This window comes from Streptomyces torulosus (assembly GCF_001419765.1).
Taxonomy (GTDB): Bacteria; Actinomycetota; Actinomycetes; order Streptomycetales; family Streptomycetaceae; genus Streptomyces; species Streptomyces torulosus.
In genome coordinates, this window is record NZ_LIRK01000070.1 from 1 (window position 1) to 21,264 (window position 21,264).

Below are 21,264 nucleotides of genomic sequence, written 5' to 3' on the forward strand. Positions count from 1 at the left end.
GCGGCGACGGTCCTCGGCGGCCTCCAGCTACTGCTGCGCTGACGACGCCCCCTCGCCGAGCCCCAGCAGCGCGGGCAGATCCGCGAACGAGTCCACCACGTGGTCGGGGCTGCCGCTCGCGGCGCGATGGGTCTCCGGCAGGTACTTCCCGGTCCTGACGAGCACACCGGTGATGCCGGCCCGCTGCGCCGCCAGTACGTCCGACTCGATGTCGTCCCCGACCATCAGCGCGTCCCCGGCCGCGACGCCGAGGTGCGCCAGCGCCGCCTCGAAGAACGCGGCGGACGGCTTGCCCGTGATCTCGGCCTCCCTGCGCGCCGCCCGCTCCAACCCGACGAGGAACGCACCCGAGTCCAGTTGGAGCCCCTCGTCCGTCCGCCAGTACAGATTGCGGTGCATCGCGACCAGCCGGGCCCCGTGCTGCAGCTGCCCGAAGGCCCGGTTGAGCGCCGCGTAGTCGAAACCGGGCCCCGCCCCGCCGACGATCACCACGTCCACGTCCACGTCCACGTCAACGTCAACGTCAACGTCCGGGTCCATGTCCGAGCCCATGTCGTCGTCGCCGGTCAGCCGTACCCCGGTGAGGTCCTCCCGGATGTCGTCGCCGCTGTTCAGCAGCGCACAGCGCGCCCCCGGACAGTGCCGGGCGAGATACGCGGCGGTCACGGTCGGCGCGGTCAGGATGTCGTCGGCCGTCACGGGGAACCCGGCGCCGGTCAGGACCCCGGCGATCGACGCCCGCGTCCGGGACGTCGTGTTGGTCACCAGCGCGACCCCCAGCCCGGCCCCGCGGATCTCCCGCAACGCCCCGACCGCACCCGGCAGCGGCTTCCAGGAGACGGTGAGCACACCGTCGATGTCGACCAGAACAGCACGTTTCTCGGCCATACCGGGACGATACGTCGGAGGTGGGTGACCGGCAGCCGACCGGCAGCCGACCGGCGGTCGGCCGGTGATCGCCGGTGGTCGCCGTCGCGCCGGACGGGACCGACTCCCGTTCCCGGGCCGGCCGACCGTGTGTGAGGTCCTCCCTCAGCAGCCGCTTGGCGATGGTGTCGACGGCGGCGCGCGGGTCCCCCTCGACGGGACGGCCGTGGTCCTCCTCAAGCCGCCCCTCCGTGTGGGAGAACAGCGTGCCGTCATGCGTGAGGTACCCCTCCTCCACCATGCGGTCGAAGACCGGCACCAGGACCTCGGGCGGCATACGGAGACGCGCCGCGATCAGCGTCAGGCTCCCATGGCCGACCATCCGGGTGAACAGCTCGACCCGCATGACGGCCCAGGCGCCCGCGATGTCCAGCCGGGTGTCGGACGCGGTGACGACCCGGCGCGCGGTGTCCTGCTCGGTACGGCCGATGATCCTCCCCAAGGCCGCCTCCAGCAGCCGCTGCGAATCCCCGGCAGGAGACCGCGCGAAGCCCTCGCCGGCACCTCGCTGTGCCTGCGCAGCAGATACGTGTCCATGACCCAGCCCTTGCACCACCGGGGCGGCACCTTCGGGAGACGGCCGGCCGACAGCCGACAGCCTGGACCCGACAGCCGCCGGCCGCCACCAGCCACGGGGCTGCTACCGGGGCCCGTCCCCTCCCAGACGCGGCGCCCAGCTCCCCGCGTCCACCGGACGCGCCTCACCCTCCACGACCCCGGCCAGCTCGCGGGCCCAGGTCGCGACATGCGTCAGGTCGATGCCGTACGGCCGCGCCCGGCCCTCGGTCACCGCCCACTCCTCGACCGCGTCGGCGCCGCGCCGCAGCAGCCGGGCACCGCCCGTGACGTTGCCGCGCGCCGAGTGCGTGAGCCCGACGGCGAGCTGGGCCAGCCCCCGCCACAGGGCGCGCTCCTCCTCCGGCCCCGACTTCCACGCGTCCTCGAAGACCTCGTGCGCGTGGAACGGCTTCCCCGCGTCCAGCAGCGCCTGCGCCTCCGCGACGGTCTCCTCCGGCCCCCGTACGACGCCCTCCGGCTGCCGCTCCACACCGTCCGCCCCGTACGGCAACGGCCGCCCCAGCCCGTCACGCGGCCGAGCGTTCCGCGCGCGCCCCTCCGTGTCCCGGTCCCGCCGCCGTGCCGTCCCGCCGTCCGATGTCGCGTCCATGCCTCGATTGTCCCTCGCCCCTCACCGGCCGCAGGGCACCGGCCGACGTACGGTAAAGTTCTCTCTGCGCGATCACGCGGTTCCACCGCGGACAGCGCACCGGGACGTGGCGCAGCTTGGTAGCGCACTTGACTGGGGGTCAAGGGGTCGCAGGTTCAAATCCTGTCGTCCCGACGGTGCAGGGCCAGCGGGTCCGCCGAATACGGCGGGCCCGCTGCTCGTTTTGCCGCCGCGAACGGAATGGCCGGATTGAATCGCACCCGCGTGCGGCCTGTCGCCGACAGGGGAAAAGGCTTGGACCTCGTGCGTCCCGGCACGGGAGACTTCGGTTCCTGCCCTGTTTGTACGCGTATGGCGCCGCCGTTCAGGCAGGGCATTCCCCCAAGAGGCTCGTGGCGGACCGCCACACGACACACAGGGGCGGGATGGGATCACCTGAATCACGCACAGCAATGCCGGGCAAGGGCCCGGTCCTCCTCGCACTTCGCTATTACGGACGGGAACTGGCCCGGCTGCGGCTGCTGGCCGTCCCCGGCATGCTCCTGCCGGCCGTCGGCAACATCGGTATCTACTACGTCGCACCGCTGGTCGTCGCGAAACTCGTCGGCCGTATCGCCGACGACCCCGACGTCACCGTCGGCTCGACGCTGCCCTACATCCTCGGCTTCGCGGGCGTCCTGCTGTTCGCCGAGACGCTCTGGCGCCTCGGTCTGCACTGTCTGAACCGTCTCGACGCCCTCGGCATCGAGCGCCTGTACGTCATCGGCATGGACGAACTGTTCGCCAAGGACGCCACGTTCTTCCACGACAACTTCGCCGGTTCGCTGACCAAGCGGGTCCTGAGCTTCGCGTCCCGCTTCGAGCAGTTCGTCGACACCCTGACCTTCTCGGTCCTCGGCAACTTCGTTCCGCTGCTGTTCGGGGCCGTCGTCCTGTGGCGGTACGAACCGCTGCTCGTCGTCGGGCTCCTGGTGATGATCGCGCTGACCGCGGTCTGCGTGGTGCCCCTCATCCGCCGCCGCCAGGCACTCGTGGGCCTGCGCGAAGAGGCCATCGCCCGGGTGTCCGGCCATGTCGCCGACAGTCTGATGAACATGGACACGGTCCGCGCCTTCGCAGCCGAGGAGCGGGAGGCAGCGGAACACCGGTCCCGGGTCGCCGAGTCCCGCCGGCTCTCCCTGCGGTCGTGGGACTACGGCAACCTCCGCATCGACACCCTGGTCGCCCCGCTGTCCGTGCTGACCAACGTGCTGGGCCTGGTGCTCGCCATCGCCCTCGGCGCGAGCGGGAACGGCGTCGAGGCGGTCGTCGTCGCCTTCACCTACTACACCAACGCGACGCGGATCATGTTCGAGTTCAACCAGATCTACCGTCGCATGGAGAGCGCGATGACGGAGGCCGCGCAATTCACCGACCTGCTGCGCCACCCGCCGACCGTGCTCGACCCGGCGGAGCCGGAGCCCCTGCGGACCGGCCCCGCCGATGTGCGCTTCGAGAAGGTGACCTTCGCCCACGCGGGCGCCGGACCACTCTTCCGGGGCCTCGATCTGACGGTGCCCAGCGGGACCAAGGTCGGTCTCGTGGGCCGGTCCGGCGGCGGCAAGACGACGCTCTCCCGGCTTCTGCTGCGCATGAATGACATCGATGCCGGGCGCATCCTCATCGGCGGCCAGGACATCAGCCGGTTACGCCAGGCCGACCTGCGCAGCCTCATCGCGTACGTGCCGCAGGACCCGGCGATGTTCCACCGCACCCTGCGGGACAACATCGCGTTCGCCCGGCCGGACGCCAGTGACGCCGAGATCCGGCGGGCGGCGGAGGCGGCCCATGTCACGGAGTTCGCCGACGCCCTGCCGGACGGCTTCGAGACGCTGGTGGGGGAGCGCGGCATCAAACTGTCCGGCGGACAGCGCCAGCGGGTCGCGCTCGCCAGGGCGATCCTGCGCGACGCCCCGATCCTGCTGCTCGACGAGGCGACCAGCGCCCTCGACTCCGAGAGCGAACTCCTCGTGCAGGAGGCGCTGTGGCGGCTCATGGAGGGCCGTACGGCGCTCGTGGTCGCCCACCGGCTGAGCACGGTCGCCGGCATGGACCAACTCGTCGTCCTCGACCACGGCCGGATCATCGAACAGGGCACGCACCAGGAACTGCTCACCCGCGACGGCGCCTACGCCAAGCTGTGGCAGCACCAGTCGGGCGGCTTCCTCGACGACGGCCCCACGGACGACGGAGCCACGGACGACACTGCCACGGACGACGCTGCCACGGACGCCCTCACGGACGACAGTTCGACCGACAACAAGCCCACGGACATCTACATCGGTCCCGCCGACATCGAGCCCACCGACATCAACACCCCTGATCAACCGTCCGCCGACGAGACCTCCGCCCACGACCGGCCCGCCGATCCGCTGGGCGTTCAGCCCCGGTAGCCCCGGAGCTTCCGGTACAGCGTGGCGCGGGCGATGCCCAGGGCCACCGCCGTACGGGCCTTGTTGCCGCCGTGGCGGTGCAGGGCGTCCAGGATGGCGGCGCGCTCGGCCCGCTCCATAGGGCTGAGCTGCCGGGCGGCGGGGCCCTCCCGCACCGGGTCCGGCAGCTCGGCCCGCCGGACCGGCCCCGTCGCCCGGCGCTGCTCCGTCAACGCCCGAACCAGGTGCACCAGTTCGGTGACGTTGCCGGGCCACGGGTGCTGCTCCAGAGCGCGCAGCGCGTCCAGCGACCAGGTGAGCGGCGGTTCCCCCGGCGCCGGCCTGGGGGTGAGCGAGTCGAGCAAGTCCTTGATGTCCTCGCGGCGTTCGCGCAGCGCGGGCAGGGTGACCGAGCGCGCGGCCAGGCTGTCCAGCAGCCGTTGGAGGCAGGGGCCGGGCGGGGGACCCGGGGTGTACGTCACCAGCAGGGGCGCGACGGGAGGCGCTTCGAGGAGCGAGTTGAGGGCCGCCACATCGCGCTGGGTCAGACGCTCGGCGTGCCGGACGAGGACCGCCCGACCACCCGCCCACGCGTCCAACGCCGCGTGGACCTCACCCTCCGCAGCGTCCGCCGTCAGCAGCGGCTCCCCGGCCAGTTCCCCGGCCAGTTCCCGGGCCAGGGACGCCTTCCCGGTGCCGCGTTCCCCGACGAGCAGCAGCGGCTCCGACGACGACCGCGCCAGCTCCGTCGCCCGGTCGACCGCGTACCGCCAGGCCACCGAACGCCCGGCCACCCCCACGTCGACACCGCCACCGCCGCCACTGTGCCCGTCCGCCGCGACACCGCCCCGCTCGTCCACCCCGGCGGCCGTCCGCCCCACCGGCTCCAACACGGCGACCACACCGATCACCGAGCCCAGATGCGTCACCGGGGTGAGGGTCGCCCGACACTTCGACCCCTCCGGCAACGGCACGTAGTAGGAGGAGGTCGCCGCAGGGGACGGGACCGACGACGGCAACGGCACGGCCGCGAAGGCCGCCCCTCCCACCGCGGCGACCGCGCCGCGCTCCAGCGCCTCCAGCCCCTCCGGTGACAACAGCCGCCCCGCGGCCTCGCTGACCAGTCGGCTGCGTCCGTCCAGGGCGACGACCGCACGCCCCGCCTCCGGGCGCCCGCGCCCACCGCGCTCCCGACCCGCCTCACCGTCCCGGCCATGGCGCCCCGCACCCCGCACCGCAGCCAAGTACGCGTCCAGCAGCACCCGTTCCGCCCCTTGCGACCGCGCGAGGAGTTCCGCCTCGACGGCGTCGGCGGCGGCCTCGGCGAGGGCGGCGCCCGGATGCGGGCCGCACTCCGCGCAGAGCGTGGAGGCCACGGTCACCGTGCCCAGGGCGCGCCCCGTGTCGGGGGCGAGCACCGGCACGCTGACCGCGGAGACGTCCTGCCAGAGGTCGAGGAAGTGTTCGGGCCCGTGCACCTCCGCCCGTCGGCGCGTGCTCAGGGCGCGGGCCGCGCTGTTGACGCCGACCGTCTGCTCGGAGAGGTCGAAGCGGCAGAGGTCGTCCCGACCGCCGCCGGTCGCCCACAGCACCCGCAGCCGCTCGTCGGTGAGGAGGAGGGCCGCCTGTTCCGCGCCGAGGGCGGGAGCGATCCGTTCGAGGACCGGCCGGGCCGCCGCCAGCAGGGCCGACCCCTCCGGCCGTACGGCAGGCGGGGCCGGGTCGGGGACCGGGTCCCGCGTGTCGTGTCGTACGCCGAAGAACCGGGCACGCTTCCACGCGGCGACGACCTCTTCCGGTACGTCGTCCGGCAGTTGCCGCCCCAGCAGGAACAACTCCCGGGCCCTGCGCAGCGAGGTGAGGGTGGGGCGGACGGAGACGGAGGGCTGCTCTGTGGTGGTCACGACACCGCTCACCGTACCGGCACAGGTTGAATGAGCAACAAGCGCCCCGTTTCCGTACTCCGTGTCGTGGGCAGCCCGATACGGGCGTCCAACTGCCCCGTGTGCCGAACTGTCTCGTATTGAGACACCCACGCTCCCGCGCACCCGTCCATGATCTTCGACGGTCGGTGCCTGTTCTCATGTCCCTGGAGCGTTCCCCGTGCACACCGTCGAGCCCGATGTCGTGACCGACGTACTGATCGTGGGCAGTGGCCCCGCCGGCGCCTCCGCCGCGCTCGCGCTGAGCACGTACGGCGTGCCGAACATCGTCGTCACCCGCTACGCCCGCCTCGCCGACACGCCCCGTGCGCACATCACCAACCAGCGCACCATGGAGGTCCTGCGGGACCTCGGCGTCGAGGAGGAGGTCGTCGCGAAGGCCACCCCGCAGCACCTGATGGGCGACACGACCTTCTGCACCAGCCTCGCCGGCGAGGAACTGGGCCGGGTCCGCTCCTGGGGCAACGACCCGCTCGTGCAGGCCGCGCACGAGCTCGCCAGCCCCACCCGTATGTGCGACATGCCGCAGCACCTGATGGAGCCCGTCCTGATCGACGCGGCGGTCGCCCGCGGCACCCGTCTGCGCTTCAGCACCGTCTACAAGTCCTTCGTCCAGGACGCCGACGGTGTCACCGTCACCGTCGAGGACCGGCTGCGCGGCGACACGTACACGATCCGCGCGAAATACCTGATCGGCGCCGACGGCGGCCGCTCCCAGGTAGCCGAGGACGCGGGTCTGCCCATGGGCGGCCAGATGGGCGTGGCCGGCAGCATCAACATCGTCTTCGACGCGGACCTCACGAAGTACACCGCTCACCGGCCGTCCACCCTGTACTGGGTGCTCGCCCCGGGCGCCACCGTCGGCGGCATCGGCGCGGGCCTCGTGCGCTGCGTCCGCCCCTGGAACGAGTGGCTGATCGTGTGGGGGTACGACGTGACCGCGGGCGCCCCCGACCTCACCACCGAGTACGCCGAGAGCGTCGTCCGCAAGCTGATCGGCGACGACGACATCCCGGTGACCGTCAAGTCGTCCTCGGCGTGGACGGTCAACGAGATGTACGCGGAGACGTACTCCGCCGACCGGGTCTTCTGCGCCGGCGACGCCACGCACCGGCATCCGCCGTCCAACGGCCTCGGCTCCAACACCTCCATCCAGGACTCCTACAACCTGGCCTGGAAGCTCAAGCTCGTCCTCGACGGCACGGCCTCGCCGCGACTGCTGGACACCTACACCGCCGAGCGCGCCCCGATCGGCCGGCAGATCGTCACCCGCGCCAACAAGTCCATCGGCGAGACCGCGCCCGTCTTCGAGGCACTCGACGGGCTCTCCCCGCAGACCCCCGAGCAGCTGTGGGCCAACATCGCCGCCCGCAAGGACGCCACCGAGGCCGCCGAGAAGCAGCGGGCGCGGCTGCGCGAGGCCATCGCGTTCAAGGTGTACGAGTTCAACGCGCACGGCGTCGACCTCAACCAGCGGTACGCCTCGGAGGCGATCGTCCCCGACGGCACCCCCGACCCGGGGTTCGACCGCGACCCCGAGCTGTACCACCAGCCCACCACCCGCCCCGGCGCCAGGCTCCCGCACGCCTGGCTCACCTCCGGCACCCGCACCCTCTCCACGCTGGACACCGTCGGGCAGGGCCGCTTCACCCTGATCACCGGCATCGGCGGTGACCACTGGACGCGGGCGGCCGAGGCACAGGACCCGGCGATCACCACCGTCGTCATCGGCCCCGGCCGGCAGTACGAGGACCCGTACGGCGACTGGGCGCGGCTGAGCGAGATGGCCGACGGGGGAGCCCTGCTCGTCCGCCCCGACGGGTACGTGGCCTTCCGGCACGTCACGGCCGCCGCGTCAGCCGAGGACGCGGAGCGTTTGCTGTCGGCGGCGTTGCGACGGATCCTCGGACATGCCTGACGGGAAGGATGCCCGGACATGAGCACCGATACGAGCACCGGCATGAGCGACGCGTTCACGACCCGGATCACCGAAGCGGTCGTCGACAGCATGGACGGCACGCCCGACCCCCGGCTGCGCGAGCTGCTCGCCGCCCTCACCCGCCACCTGCACGCTTTCGTCCGCGAGACCGAGCCGACCATGGCGGAGTGGGAGCGGGCCATCGCCTTCCTCACCGCGACCGGACAGGCCTGCACCGCCACCCGGCAGGAGTTCGTGCTGCTCTCGGACGTGCTCGGCGTCTCCATGCTCGTGGAGACGATCAACAGCGAGCGGGGTGCGGGGGACCGGGACGGCGCGGACGGGAGTCGCGAACGAAGCGCCGAGGCCGGAGCCGTGACGGAGTCGACCGTCCTCGGTCCCTTCCACATGACCGAGTCCCCGGCCCGTGCGCTCGGCGCGGACATCGACCTCGTCGGCGGCGGCGAACCGTGCGTGATCAGCGGGCGTGTGCTGTCCCGGGACGGCACCCCGCTGCCCGGCGCGGTCCTCGACGTCTGGCAGGCGAACGCCGAGGGCTTCTACGACGTGCAGCAGCCGGACGTGCAGCCGCCCGGCAACGGGCGCGGACTGTTCACGACGGACGACGAGGGCCGCTTCTGGTTCCGCACCTGTGTGCCGAGCCCGTACCCGATCCCGACGGACGGCCCGGTCGGCGCGCTCCTGAAGGCCACGGCCCGCCACCCCTACCGACCGGCCCACATCCACTTCATCGGCTCGGCCGAGGGGCACCGGACGGTCACCACGCACATCTTCGTGGCGGGCAGCGACCACCTCGACTCGGACGCGGTGTTCGCCGTCAAGGAGAGCCTCGTCCAGGACTTCGCCGAGACCGACGACCCGGAACTGGCACGGGAGTTCGGCATCCCTAACCCGTTCCGGCACGCCCGCTTCGACCTCGTGCTCGACACGCTCGACACGCCCGACACGCCCGACACGCTCGACCGGGAGGACGTGTGAGGGAGTTCGTCCACGAGTCCCCGCCCATGCGGGTCGTGCTCCGCGCCGGGGCCTCGGTGACCGCCGTGCCGGGCGAGGCCGAACGCCTCGGCCTGCGACGGCTGTTGGTGGTGTCCGGCCCGCGAGGCGCGGAGACGGGCCGGGCCGTCGCGGACTCCCTCGGCGACGCCTGCGCCGGGCTGCACACCGAGGCCCGTATGCATGTGCCCGTCGAAGTAGCCGAACGGGCCGTCGAGGTGGCGCGCGCCGCCGGGGCCGACGGGTGCGTCGCCGTCGGCGGCGGCTCCGCGATCGGCCTGGGCAAGGCCATCGCGCTGCGCACCGGCCTGCCGCTGATCGCGGTGCCGTCGACGTACTCGGGCTCGGAGATGACCCCCGTCTGGGGACTGACCGAGCACGGCGCCAAACGCACCGGCCGCGACCCGTCCGTCCTGCCCCGCAGCGTCGTCTACGACCCCGAACTGACCCTCTCCCTCCCCGTGCCGCTGACCGTGACCAGCGGCATCAACGCGGTCGCCCACGCGGCGGAGGCCCTCTACGCGCCGGACGCCACCCCGCTCGTGTCGCTGACGGCGGCGGAGGGCGCCCGGGCCATGACGCGCGCGCTGCCCGAACTGGCGGCCGATCCGCAGGACCTCGACGCCCGGGGCCGCGCGCTCTACGGCGCCTGGCTGTGCGGTGCCGCGCTCGGCGCGACCACGATGGGCCTGCACCACAAGCTCTGCCACGTCCTCGGCGGCACCTTCGGCCTGCCGCACGCCGAGACCCACACGGTCGTCCTCCCGTACGCGCTGGCCCACAACGCCCCCGCGGCCCCCGAGGCCCTCGCGGCACTCGGCCGGGCCCTGGACACCGACGACGCCCCGTACGCCCTGTGGGAGCTGTCCGGCCGCCTGGGCGCCCCGCGCTCCCTCGCCGAACTCGGCTTGGAGGAAGCCGACTTGGCGGTGGCCGCGTCCCAGGTCGCCGGGCAGGCGTACTCCAACCCGCGCGAGGTCACCGAGGCGGGCGTCCTCGACGTACTGCGAGCGGCGTTCGCGGGGGACCGACCGTCACCCACCTGACCCACGCACACAGAGAACTGAAAGGTGAACAGCATGCCCCTCGGACTGCTCCGGCGGCGATCCTCCCAAGCCTCCCGGGGAGCCGCGGGCCTGACGCTTCCGGTCCCGCCCGGCGCGGGTGCCCTCGTCCGTGAGGTCCTGGACCCGGTGAACCAGCCCATGGGCGCGGCCGAGGTGACGGTGACGGAACTCCGCAGCCACCGGGTCGCGGCCCGCGGCACCACCGACCCGTACGGCTACTTCATGGCCGTCCTGCCGCCGGGCGCGTACAGCCTGCTGATCGTGGCCGAGGGGCTCGAACCCCACCGGGAGTCCGTGGAGATCGTCCCGGACGCCGGCCCGACCCCGGCACGCGTCTGGCTGCGCTCGGCCCGCCAACTGGAACTCCCCGTCCCCGGCACCTGGCTCTTCGACCCGCCGCACACCGCGATCCGCTTCATCGCCAAGCACGTCGGCATGGCCCACGTCCACGGCCGCTTCGAACGCTTCGAGGGCGGACTGCAGGTCGCCCAGGACGTCACCGAGTCCCGCGTCCACGTCCGCATCGACGCGTCCAGCATCAACACCGGCAACAACACGCGTGACACGCACCTGCGTTCGGCCGACTTCCTGGACGTCGAGCGCTTCCCCCACATCGACTTCACCAGCCACCGCTTCGCCTACCGGGGCGGCAGCAAGTGGACGCTCCAGGGCACCCTCACGATGCACGGCGTCAGCCGTTCCGTCGCCCTCGACACGACCTACCTGGGCACCGTCAACGGCGGCTACGGCGAGGAACTCCGCTGCGCCGCCCTCGCCAAGGCCGAACTCCACCGCGAGGACTACACCCTCAACTGGCGCACGATGCTCGCCCGAGGCATAGCCGTCGTCGGACCCACGGTCCAACTGGAACTCGACGTCCAAGCGATGTACCGCACCCACGACACGCCCACGCCGCCGGAGTGACGAGCGGAACCCGCAACCGGGAACTGCCGCGAGACGCAAGACGCAGGCGGTTCGGGTCGCTCGTTCAGCCTGCGTCAGGCAGTTCCATCTCCGCCGGAACCTGAGCCGGTTCGCCGGCCGCAAGCCGTTCCGCCCGCCGCCGGTTCTCCTGCCGCAACGCCGACAACCAGGGCCAGAGATCCGGCAACCGCTGCCCCGAACAGGCCAGACGGTGCTCGATCCGACAACGCTGCGACGGGTCCGGCGGCCACACCCCGTACACCGTCACCCGGCCGTCCGACAGAGTGATCCACCGATGGTCCGCGGGTACCAGATGCGCCAACACCTGAAGGTCCGGCTCCAACATCACCCAGTCGTGATCAAGAGTCGGCACGCGTTCCTGCGGCAGCCCGCACACCGGGCACATGTGCACGTGCCCACCGCCCAACTGCGGCACCCTGTCCACCCCCATACCGTGAGCGTGCGGCCGAACACTCGGCCGCACACCGCGGTAATCGGACGGGAACCGTGAGGTGGGAGAGACACAGGGCGACAGGCGAGATCACACCGGACGCGGGCCGGATCAATGGGCACGGCAGAAGCGGCCGAGGAGGCCATCTGGACAACTCCGCCCATGACTTCGCGCACGACTCGGCGGCGGGGTCGCTCGCCATTCCCAGGCGTCGGCCGACCGCGGTGCGGACGCGGAATCCGAGGCGATATGCAGAAATCCCGCTCACATCGGCTTGGTGGCCGTATTCCGGATTTCCCTATGCGCACGCCATGCTTTGGCGGCGCCCCTGTCCCGGCAGCTCCCCGGCCCGGTTGACGCCAACTGTCTTGTGGACGTGCGAACAGCACTGACAGAGCATGGACAGGGAATGTATCCGGGCGGGGCACCTTCTCCGCACCCAAGCGGCTCTCAGGGAGGCAGCAAGGCATGGACGCGCCTCAGAACAGCCACGCCAGCACACGACTGGTCGACATCTCCACCGTGCCGACCCGTCGGCTGAAGGTGGTGGCCCGGAAGAACACGGCGTGGGGTCACGCCGTGCGACGCCACCTCCAGGAGCGAGACGGCTCGGCGAGGACGATCGACGTCGTCTTCGAAAGTGCGCTGTGACGACGACGGAGGCCGGTTCGGGGGACGCGCCCGTGGTTCCCTTCCGGCAGTTCCTGCTGAAAGTGCATGGTTTATGCAACTTGTCGTGTGACTACTGTTATGTGTATTTCGCCGCCGACCAGAGCTGGCGCAGACGGCCCGGAGCGATGTCCCTCGACATCGTCCGGCAGGCCGCCGACCGGATCGCCGAGCACGCCCGTGAACACCGGCTCCCCGCGGTCCGCGTCATCCTCCACGGCGGCGAACCCCTCCTGGTGGGCAAGGCCCACCTGGGCGAACTCCTCACCGTCCTCGCCGAACGCCTCGCCTCCTCCGAGATCGAGGTCCACTGCTCGATGCAGTCGAACGGCATCCTCCTCGACGAGGAGTTCCTCACCCTGCTGCACCGCCACCGCGTGGGCGTGGCCGTCAGCCTGGACGGGGCCCCGGCGGCACACGACCGGCACCGCCGGTTCGCCAACGGCCGCCCCAGCCACGCCCGTGTCGCCGAAGGGCTGCGCCTGCTCAACGACCCCCGCCACAGGGACCTCTTCGTGGGGCTCCTCTGCACACTGGACCTCGCCAACGACCCCGTCGAGACCTACGAGGCCCTTCTGGGCTTCGCCCCGCCCCGCGTCGACTTCCTGCTGCCGCACGGCACGTGGCGACACCCTCCGCCCGGCCTGGAGCACCGGACGATCCCCCCGGAGCGCCCCCCGGCCGGTGTGTCACCACCGGACGAGCCGACGCCGTACGCGCGCTGGCTCGGCGCGGCGTTCGACCGGTGGTTCGACGCGCCGCGCATGGAGACCCGGGTCCGCATGTTCGAGGAGGTGATGTCCGGGGTGCTCGGCGGGTCGGTCAACACCGAGGCGTTCGGCCTCACCCCGGTCGACCTCGTGGTCGTCGAGACCGACGGGACGATGGAACACTCCGACTCGCTGAAGGTCGTCGCACCGGGCGCACCCGAGACCGGCTTCGACGTCTTCCGCCACTCCTTCACCGAGGCGCTCGCGACGGACACGGTACGCCGCAGACAGTCCGGCCTCCACGGCCTCGCCCCGGTCTGCCGGGACTGCGCCCTGGCCCAGGTCTGCGGCGGCGGCCTCTACACCCACCGCCACCACCCGGCCACCGACTTCCAAAACCCTTCCGTCTACTGCCACGACCTCGCCGCATTCATCACTCACGTCAACTCCCGTATCCATACGGAACTGGCGCAGGTCACCGAGACCCCACCGGAACAGCCGTCAGCCCTTCCCTGAGCCCGGAGCGCGACCAGGGCGCACGCACGAGCTCTGTGCAGCCTCCCGATAACAAGCACACGGAGAAGGGGAGTTGGAGGCGGAGATCAGGGGAATGCATGCATCGGGTCCCGCCGGATAAGGGGCCCGTCAGGCCGGACAGGGGTACAGTTCTCTGTCTCGGCACGACTCAACCAAGGCAATGGCTGAGGGGTACCGGTTGGGGGGTGAGGAGGTGTGGGAGGCAACCGAACCGCGTGCACTTCCGCCGCTGTCGGTCACCTTCCGAGGCGAGAGAATCCATCCACCCCACGGTAGGGACCCCGCGATCGCGGCACGTCGGGGGCTCGTTGGAACCGTACTTCTTCCTGAGCTATGCGCGCAGGCGCGGACCGCGGGTCCTCGTCAAGCGGTTTTACGACGACCTGTGCGCAGAATTGCGCCAAGAACTGCGGCGATTACGCAAGGGCAAACCCGTGCCCTTCGACCGTCCCTTTCTGGACGTCCAGTCCATTCAAATCGGCCAGGACTGGAACGCGGCACTCGGGGACGCCCTGGGCCACTGCCGCACCATGCTGGCGCTTTACACCCCGGACTACTTCAGAAGCGACTTCTGTGGCCGGGAATGGAAGGCCTTCGAGGACCGGCAGCGCAGCCACCGGGAACTGGCCGGAGTGGATGCCAAGGCTCTCATCCCCGTCCTGTGGGAGCCCGTACAGAGCATTCCGGCAGGTGCCGCCCACATCCAGTACGACAACCTCGAATTCGGCGAGAACTACGCGCAGTGGGGACTGCGCCGCATCCTGGTGGCCGACCCGGGCGGCGAGGAGTACCGCCGCATCGTGAACCTCCTCGCGCGGCAGATCCTCGTGGCCGCCGAACACTTCCGCATACCGGCGGCCGAGGGCCTGGACCTCACCGCGCCGGAATCCGCCGGACCCTTCCCGTCCGCCGCCCAGCGCGCGGAGCCGGGCAGCCACGCCCTGCTGCTCGTCGCCGCCCGCACCTCCGGGACCGCCCACCACCAGAGGTCCACGGACCCGGGGTGCCACGGGGAGAGCCCGACCGACTGGAACCCCTACCACACCGAATCCCCGGAGCCCGTGGCCAGGAGAGCGAGCCAACTCCTGGAGGAGCGGGGCTTCACGGTGCGTACCGGCGTCGTCTCGGACGCCCTCGGCGCCACCCTGGACGAGGCCCGTGGGCAGGGGCAGGTCGCGGTCCTCCTGGTGGAGGCGCGGGCCGCCGCGGACGAACCGTACGGAAGGGCCCTGCGCGCCTATGACCGGAGCAACCATCCAGGCAGCGCGGCCATCGTTCCCTGCGGTCCCGACGAGGCGGGTGACGGACCCCAGAGCAAGCCCTACTGGGAGGCGGTCCGCAGCGTCCTACCGCTGAACTGGGCGAAAGGAGCAGGGGATCCCCTGCCGCTGCTCCAATCCGGAATCGGCTCGGACGAATTCGACGGGGCACTCCATGCCGTCGTGGCCAAGGTACAGAACCATCTGTTCTCGTTCCTGGAGACGATCAAGCTCGACTCCCTGGAGAGGCCACGGATCACCTCCACGTCGCTCCCCGTCCTGAGCACCGTGGCCGTCGCCCGGCCCGAGCCGAACGGCCCCGCGCGCCCGCAGCCTGCCCGCCCCTCCTCCGATCCCCTTCCCTTAGAGCAGGAGCAGGACAGATGACCCATGACGACCGCGGCCGTGGCACCATCATCACCTTCTACTCCTTCAAGGGCGGTACGGGGCGCACCATGGCGCTGGTCAACACCGCCTGGATCCTCGCGAGCAACGGTCTGCGCGTCCTCGTCGTGGACTGGGACCTCGAAGCCCCCGGACTGCACACCTATCTCCAACCCCTGCTGGCCGACCCCGACCTCACCGAGAGCGCCGGCGTCATCGAGATGGTCAGCGACTTCGCCCGCCGCTCCGTGGCCCAACGGGTCGCCTCCGGCGCGGAGAACGCCGCAGCCGCCGGACCATCCCCTCGGGTCGGCGGCCACCCCGACGGCCCCGACCCCCGCGAACTGGCCCGCGTCGACCGCTACGCCGTCGGCACCGAACTGAGGCTGCCCCCCGGCGGCAAACTCGATCTGCTCCCCGCCGGCGTCCAGGACCCCGACACCTACGCCGTCACCGTCAGCACCTTCGACTGGGGCACGTTCTACCGCATGGGCGGCGCCGACTTCCTCACCGCGCTGCGCGAGGACATGGCCGCACGGTACGACTACGTCCTGATCGACAGCCGCACCGGCCTCAGTGACACCGCGAGCATCTGCACGGTCGTCATGCCGGACATCGTCGTCGACTGCTTCACCCTGAGCCGGCAGGGCGTCAACGGCGCGGCCCACGTGGCGCGTTCCGTCCGCCGCAACTCCCACGCCCAGCGCGACATCCGCATCGTCCCCGTCCCCATGCGCGTCGAGGACGCCGGCCGCGACCGCCTGGAGGCCGGCCGCCACCAGGCCCGCAGTCTCTTCGCGCCCTTCCTGGACTGGGTACCGGCCGACGAGCAGGACCAGTACTGGAGCAGCGTCGAGATCCCGTACAAGCCCAGCTACGCGTACGAGGAGATCCCCGCGACGGTGGGGGAGCGGCGCCAGGACGGCACCCTCCTCGCCGCTTTCGAACGCCTCACCGCCCGGCTCACCGACAACCGGGTGACCCGGCTGAACAACATGCCCGAGCCGTACCGCCGGACACTCCGCGCCGAGTACGAACGCACGGCGCCGACCTTGCGCAAGGACTTCTACGTCAACTACGCCGCCACCGACCGACTGTGGGCGGACTGGACCGTCAGCGTCCTGCGGGCCGCCGGATACGAGGCGACGCTCGCCCCCATCGAGGTGGACGACCCTGCCGCCGCGCCCGCGACACCGGCCGGACTGGACCGCACCCTGGCGGGCGAAGGACGCATGATCGTGCTGCTCTCCCCGCAGTACACCGCCCTGCCGCAGGCGCGCGAGATCTGGCAGCAGATCCGGCGCCGGGACCCGTCGGGCCAGATAGGCATGGTCGTCCCCCTGCGGGTCGACGACTCCCCGCCCCCGCCGGAGTTCGCGCCCTCCGCGACGGTCAGCCTCGCCGGGGTCTCCGCCGAGGAGGCGGTGGTCCGACTGCTGACCGTCGTCGACCGCGGCAGCCCGACCGAACCGGGACCCCGCGCCACCGCCGTGAGCCTCGCCGCCGCCACCCGGCTCCCCGGCACCCCGCCCCAGGTCATAGGAGGACGCCCCCAACGGAACGTCGCCTTCACGGGCCGCCGGATACTGATCGAACGACTGCGCGACAGTCTGCTCGCCGGCACCACCGCTGTACTGCCCCAGGCCCTCTACGGACTCGGTGGCGTGGGCAAGACACAGGTGGCGCTCGAGTACGCGTACCGCTTCGAATCCGATTACGATCTGGTGTGGTGGATCAACGCAGCGGAACCGACGCAGATCCGCCAGGACCTGAACTCTTTGGCCGGGCATCTCGGTGTGCCCCTCGGTGGCAAGGATTTGGCGGCCATATGCAACGAGGTGCTGGACAAGCTGCGCCGCGGCACCCCCCACGCGCGCTGGCTGCTCGTCTACGACAACGCCGAGAAACCGGCCGACCTGGACGGTCTGGTTCCGGTCAGTGGGCCAGGTCACCACATCCTCATCACCTCGCGGAATCCGGCATGGGCCGAACGCGCGGCACGCATCGAGGTCGACCTCTTCACCCGTGAGGAGAGCGTCGCGCTGCTGCGCCGCTACAACCAGGCCCTGGAGCCCGCCGAGGCGGCTCGGGTGGCCGAGGAACTCGGGGACTTCCCACTGGCCGTGAGCCTGGCCGCCGCCTCATTGCAGGAGTCGGCGATGCCCGTGGCCACCTATGTGGAGATGCTCCGAACTCAGATGACCGACATCCTGCGCAACCAGTCAGCCCCCGATTACCCGACATCGGCAGCGGCCAGCTGGTCACTCGATCGGCTGAAGTCGCGCACGCCCGCCGCGGCCGTCCTCCTCCAGCTCTGCGCGTTCTTCGGCCCGGATCCGATCCCCCGGGACATGCTCAGCAGCCGTCCCGCCCTCGAACTGCTCGAACGCCACGACCCGAGCCTCTCCGACCCGCTGATGATGAGCAGGCTCTACGGGGAGATCGTCCGCAACGGACTCGCCCAGGTGGACCAGCGGACCGACACGCTGACCCTGCACCGCCTGATCCAGCGGGTCCTGCGCGACCAGCTCAGCCCGGAGGACCAGACCGCCATGCGGGCACGGGCCCACGCCGTGCTCGGTCAGGCCAACCCCAAGAGCCCCGACGAGTCCGAGAGCTGGCGCCGGTACAGCGCGCTGCTGCCGCACCTGTGGCCGACCCGGGCCCAGGAGAGCGACGCCCTGCCCGTACGGCAGTGGATCTGCGACACCGTGCGCTACCTGTGGCGCAGCGGCGACGCCGACACCGCCAACCGGACCGCCGAACGGGTCCTCACCAGCTGGCAGCCCCGCTTCGGCGAGGACGACGCGCTCGTGCTGCGCCTGCGCACCGAACTCGGCAACGCCTTGCGCGACCAGGGCCGCCTGCCCGAGGCGTACGAGGTGACACGCGACGTGTACGAGCGGGGCAGCCGGATCCTCGGCGACGACCACCCCTACACGCTCGGCGCGGCCATGAGTCTCGGCGCCGACCTGCGCGGTGTCGGCAGGTACGCCGACGCGATGGAGAGCGACCGGGCCACGCTGCGGCGGACCCGCAGGGTCTTCGGCGACGGCCACCCGCGCACGTTGGCGGCGGCCAACAACCTCGCGGTGTCCGAGTTCCTGTCCGGCGACCGGCAGGCGGCCCGCGACACCAACCGGGACATCCTCAAGCAGCGCCGGGAGATCTCCGGGCCCGACGAGCGTTCCACGCTCAACTCCGCCAACAACTTCAACCGCGACCTCCGGGCCGCCGGGCGCTTCCAGGAAGCCCGGAAACTCGTCGAGGACACGCTGAAGCGCAGTCGGCGGGCGCTCGGCCCCGAACACCTGGTCACCTTCCGGGCCTCCCTCGGCGCGGCGATCATCTACCGCCGGCTGGGCGCCCACGAGACGGCCCACAAGCTGACGAACGACACCTACGACCAGGCCCTGAAAGAGCTGGGCCCGGACCACCCCGACACGCTGGCCATCGCCACCAATCTCTCCGCCGACCTCTACGACCGCGGCGAGTCGGTACGGGGCCGTGAACTCGCCAAGGAAACGCTCGACCGGTACGAGCGCAAGTTCGGGCCCGACCATGTCTTCACCCTGGCCTGCGCCAACAACCTGTCCGTCCTGCTCCGGCTGACCGGAGAGCGGGAAGCCGCACGGGAACTGTCGACCCGCACGTTCGACCGCTTCCGCCGCCTGCTGGGCCCCCGCCACCCCTACACCCTCACCTGCATGCTCAACCACGCGACGGACCTCTCCGAGAGCGGGGACCACGAACGGGCCCTCGCGGTGGGCCGCGAGGCGTACCAGGGGCTCACGGAGGTGCTCGGCCCCGACCACTACCTCGCCATCGCCGGCGCCTCGAACCTCGCGGTCGAACTGCGCCGTGACGACTCCGACGACGCCGAGGCGCGCCACGAGGAGGCCGCCGGGCTCCACGCCGAAGCGGAACGCCGCGCCACCGACAGCCCGGAACTCGGCGGCGACCACCCCCTGACCCGAGCGGTCACCCGCTGGCAGCCCATCGACGCGGACATCGAGCCCCCGGTGACCTGACACCACCGCGAACACCCGGACCACGAGCACCCGGACCACGAGCACCCGGACCACGAGCACCCGGACCACGGGCACCAGGCCCTGCGGACGATGTCGTCCGCAGGGCCCCCGCTTTCGGGCCGCCTTCGGTACGGCCTGGTGCAACCCCTCCGTCTGCTGGGGGGTATGTAGGGTAGGGTTTACCTGCGCGTTCACACGGAGCACGAATCGGTAGTGCGGGCACCGTGGAGATCGCGACGGGACGTGGCGCAGCTTGGTAGCGCACTTGACTGGGGGTCAAGGGGTCGCAGGTTCAAATCCTGTCGTCCCGACTCGAAAGAGTCGTAGATGAGGGTCGGTTTCGGATGTTTCCGAAACCGACCTTTTTCATTTCTCCCCGCCTGCGGGTTCGCCGAATGGGTGGCCTGGCGAATCGCTGGGTGATTCGGGACGATATGTGCTTGATCTCAGTTTTTGTGGTCTTTAGTGTGCGCAGGGGCAATACCGCGGGGCCCGAGCCCCTGTCACCGTCCGGAAGCGAGGTGTGGAGCGCATGCACGCGAGGTGCGGCTGCCGGCCGGTTTCGGGTCAGCGGGGACGTCCCCGAGGGACGCGCTGGCTCCGGGCGTTCGCTGTGCTGCCGTTGCTGGCGTCGGTGCTCACCGCATGCGGCGACGACGAGGGTTCCGGCACGCCCACCCTCAACTGGTACAACTTCCCCGACGACTCCGGTGCGCTCCAGAAGGCCGCCGACGGGTGCAGCCGGGCGTCGGGCGGGCGTTACCGGATCAGCTACAACAAGCTCCCGCGCGCCGCGGACGGCCAGCGCCAGCAGCTCGTCCGCAGACTCGCCGCCGAGGACGACTCGCTCGACATCCTGGGCCTGGACGTCACCTGGGCGGCGGAGTTCGCCGAGGCGCGCTGGATCCGGGAATGGACGGGCGCGGCGAAGCGGCAGGCCACCGAGGGCACCCTGCGCGTACCGCTGCAGACCTCGACCTGGAAGGACAAGCTGTACGCCGTCCCGTACAACGCCAACACCCAGCTCCTGTGGTACCGCAAGGACCTCGTACCCAGGCCGCCCAGGACCTGGGCCGAGATGCTCGACATGGCCGAGGCCCTCGCCCGACAGGGCAAACCGCACTTCGTGGAGATCCAGGGCGCTCAGTACGAGGGCCTGACCGTCTGGTTCAACACGCTGATCAACAGTGCCGGCGGCACCATCCTCAACGCGAGCGCGACCGCGCCCTCCCTCGGTCCTCCTGCCGTTCGGGCCGCGCAGGTCATGCGTGATCTCGCGGACTCCTCGGCCGCGGACCCCTCCCTCTCCAACCAGATGGAGGACCAGAACCGGCTCGCCATGGAGTCGGGAACGGCGGCGTTCGAACTCAACTACCCGTTCGTCTATCCGTCGATGAAGGCGAACAACCCCGCGCTGTTCAAGAACTTCCGCTGGGCGCCGTACCCCCGGGTCGACGCGGACCGCCCGGCGCGGCCCACCATCGGAGGCATCGATCTGGCGGTGAGCGCCTACTCACGCCACCCCGACCTGGCCTTCGAGGCTGCCCTGTGCCTGCGCAACCGGGAGAACCAACTCGCCGCAGCGCTCGAGGGCGGTCTGCCCCCCACGCTGCGCGCCCTGTACGACGAGCCCGCGTTCATGAAGGAGTACCCCTTCTCCCGGGAGGTGTTGGCCGCCCTGGAAGCGGGAAGCGTGCGCCCGATCACCCCGGTCTACCAGAACGTGTCGATCGCGGTCTCCCACACCCTGTCCCCGCCGTCCGGGATCGAACCCGTGAGCTCGGTCGACACCATCAAGGAACAGATCGACGATGCCCTGCGATCCGAGGGTGTGATCCCGTGAACCAC

General features: G+C 71.2%; 14 protein-coding genes, 2 tRNA genes and 1 pseudogene. 12 read left to right on the plus strand and 5 right to left on the minus strand.

From position 1 onward, the window contains the following. Positions 1-27: 27 nt before the first annotated feature. The 3 genes and pseudogenes from AOK23_RS06125 to AOK23_RS06130 form a co-directional block, all read right to left on the minus strand. Entirely contained in the window at positions 28-888 is an 861-nt protein-coding gene (locus AOK23_RS06125; RefSeq protein ID WP_055711719.1) for an HAD-IIA family hydrolase, read from the minus strand. Positions 889-970: 82 nt separating this feature from the next. Next, positions 971-1,453, minus strand: a pseudogene (locus AOK23_RS49445) (MFS transporter); the annotation flags it as partial. Between the two features lie 114 nt (positions 1,454-1,567). Then, a complete protein-coding gene (locus tag AOK23_RS06130) occupies positions 1,568-2,095 on the minus strand; it encodes a DUF309 domain-containing protein (protein ID WP_055711720.1) in 528 nt (175 codons plus the stop codon). Positions 2,096-2,195: 100 nt separating this feature from the next. Between AOK23_RS06130 and AOK23_RS06135 the strand changes: the two genes are divergently transcribed. Both AOK23_RS06135 and AOK23_RS06140 read left to right on the plus strand, forming a co-directional pair. Continuing rightward, a tRNA-Pro gene (locus tag AOK23_RS06135) sits at positions 2,196-2,269 on the plus strand. A 278-nt stretch (positions 2,270-2,547) separates the two neighbouring features. Next, positions 2,548-4,527, plus strand: coding sequence for an ABC transporter ATP-binding protein (locus AOK23_RS06140; RefSeq protein ID WP_169800279.1), 1,980 nt, complete (start codon positions 2,548-2,550; stop codon positions 4,525-4,527). Here AOK23_RS06140 and AOK23_RS06145 read toward each other — a convergent pair. Further along, positions 4,515-6,410 carry a helix-turn-helix domain-containing protein gene (locus tag AOK23_RS06145; RefSeq protein WP_055711721.1) on the minus strand — a complete coding sequence of 632 codons (1,896 nt, stop codon included), beginning with the start codon at positions 6,408-6,410 and terminating at the stop codon, positions 4,515-4,517. The two genes, AOK23_RS06140 and AOK23_RS06145, sit on opposite strands and share 13 nt — an antisense overlap. 199 nt (positions 6,411-6,609) lie before the next feature. On the opposite strand from AOK23_RS06145, the gene AOK23_RS06150 reads away from it, so the two are divergent. The 4 genes from AOK23_RS06150 to AOK23_RS06165 are packed head-to-tail and all read left to right on the plus strand — an operon-like array spanning position 6,610 to position 11,375. Continuing rightward, entirely contained in the window at positions 6,610-8,367 is a 1,758-nt protein-coding gene (locus tag AOK23_RS06150) for an FAD-dependent monooxygenase (protein WP_055711722.1), read from the plus strand. Between the two features lie 42 nt (positions 8,368-8,409). Then, positions 8,410-9,366, plus strand: coding sequence for a dioxygenase family protein (locus AOK23_RS06155; RefSeq protein WP_055711735.1), 957 nt, complete (start codon positions 8,410-8,412; stop codon positions 9,364-9,366). Positions 9,367-9,392: 26 nt separating this feature from the next. Beyond that, positions 9,393-10,430, plus strand: a complete 1,038-nt coding sequence (locus AOK23_RS06160) for a maleylacetate reductase (protein ID WP_055711736.1) — start codon at positions 9,393-9,395, stop codon at positions 10,428-10,430. A gap of 33 nt (positions 10,431-10,463) precedes the next feature. Then, positions 10,464-11,375 carry a YceI family protein gene (locus AOK23_RS06165; protein WP_055711723.1) on the plus strand — a complete coding sequence of 304 codons (912 nt, stop codon included), beginning with the start codon at positions 10,464-10,466 and terminating at the stop codon, positions 11,373-11,375. A gap of 64 nt (positions 11,376-11,439) precedes the next feature. Here AOK23_RS06165 and AOK23_RS06170 read toward each other — a convergent pair whose 3' ends face one another. Next, complete coding sequence (locus AOK23_RS06170; protein ID WP_055711724.1) at positions 11,440-11,826, minus strand: DUF6083 domain-containing protein; 387 nt, start codon at positions 11,824-11,826, stop codon at positions 11,440-11,442. A 468-nt stretch (positions 11,827-12,294) separates the two neighbouring features. Here AOK23_RS06170 and AOK23_RS06175 point away from each other — a divergent pair, with 468 nt between their 5' ends. The 6 genes from AOK23_RS06175 to AOK23_RS06200 all read left to right on the plus strand — a co-directional run bounded on the left by AOK23_RS06175 (position 12,295) and on the right by AOK23_RS06200 (position 21,259). Next, on the plus strand, positions 12,295-12,477 hold the full coding sequence (locus tag AOK23_RS06175; RefSeq protein WP_055711725.1) for a hypothetical protein: 183 nt from the start codon (positions 12,295-12,297) through the stop codon (positions 12,475-12,477). 32 nt (positions 12,478-12,509) lie between these two features. Continuing rightward, positions 12,510-13,721 (plus strand): FxsB family cyclophane-forming radical SAM/SPASM peptide maturase, encoded by a 1,212-nt coding sequence (locus AOK23_RS06180; protein WP_079049325.1) that lies wholly within the window; start codon positions 12,510-12,512, stop codon positions 13,719-13,721. A gap of 329 nt (positions 13,722-14,050) precedes the next feature. Then, complete coding sequence (locus AOK23_RS06185) at positions 14,051-15,388, plus strand: TIR-like protein FxsC (RefSeq protein WP_055711727.1); 1,338 nt, start codon at positions 14,051-14,053, stop codon at positions 15,386-15,388. Further along, on the plus strand, positions 15,385-19,416 hold the full coding sequence (gene fxsT, locus AOK23_RS06190; protein WP_055711728.1) for an FxSxx-COOH system tetratricopeptide repeat protein: 4,032 nt from the start codon (positions 15,385-15,387) through the stop codon (positions 19,414-19,416). Before AOK23_RS06185 ends, fxsT begins: the two co-directional genes overlap by 4 nt. A gap of 237 nt (positions 19,417-19,653) precedes the next feature. Further along, positions 19,654-19,727, plus strand: a tRNA-Pro gene (locus AOK23_RS06195). A 323-nt stretch (positions 19,728-20,050) separates the two neighbouring features. Next, the gene (locus AOK23_RS06200; protein WP_240496279.1) at positions 20,051-21,259 is read left to right on the plus strand and encodes an ABC transporter substrate-binding protein; all 1,209 of its coding nucleotides are present in this window, start codon (positions 20,051-20,053) and stop codon (positions 21,257-21,259) included. Positions 21,260-21,264: the final 5 nt, after the last annotated feature.

Bases quoted from the DNA above. Each gene is read 5' to 3' on its own strand.
- fxsT (WP_055711728.1), top strand. From the start codon at position 15,385: ATGACCCATGACGACCGCGGCCGTGGCACCATCATCACCTTCTACTCC.
- AOK23_RS06155 (WP_055711735.1), top strand. From the start codon at position 8,410: ATGAGCGACGCGTTCACGACCCGGATCACCGAAGCGGTCGTCGACAGC.
- AOK23_RS06165 (WP_055711723.1), top strand. From the start codon at position 10,464: ATGCCCCTCGGACTGCTCCGGCGGCGATCCTCCCAAGCCTCCCGGGGA.
- AOK23_RS06160 (WP_055711736.1), top strand. From the start codon at position 9,393: ATGCGGGTCGTGCTCCGCGCCGGGGCCTCGGTGACCGCCGTGCCGGGC.
- AOK23_RS06130 (WP_055711720.1), bottom strand. From the start codon at position 2,095: ATGGACGCGACATCGGACGGCGGGACGGCACGGCGGCGGGACCGGGAC.
- AOK23_RS06125 (WP_055711719.1), bottom strand. From the start codon at position 888: ATGGCCGAGAAACGTGCTGTTCTGGTCGACATCGACGGTGTGCTCACC.
- AOK23_RS06140 (WP_169800279.1), top strand. From the start codon at position 2,548: ATGCCGGGCAAGGGCCCGGTCCTCCTCGCACTTCGCTATTACGGACGG.
- AOK23_RS06170 (WP_055711724.1), bottom strand. From the start codon at position 11,826: ATGGGGGTGGACAGGGTGCCGCAGTTGGGCGGTGGGCACGTGCACATG.
- AOK23_RS06175 (WP_055711725.1), top strand. From the start codon at position 12,295: ATGGACGCGCCTCAGAACAGCCACGCCAGCACACGACTGGTCGACATC.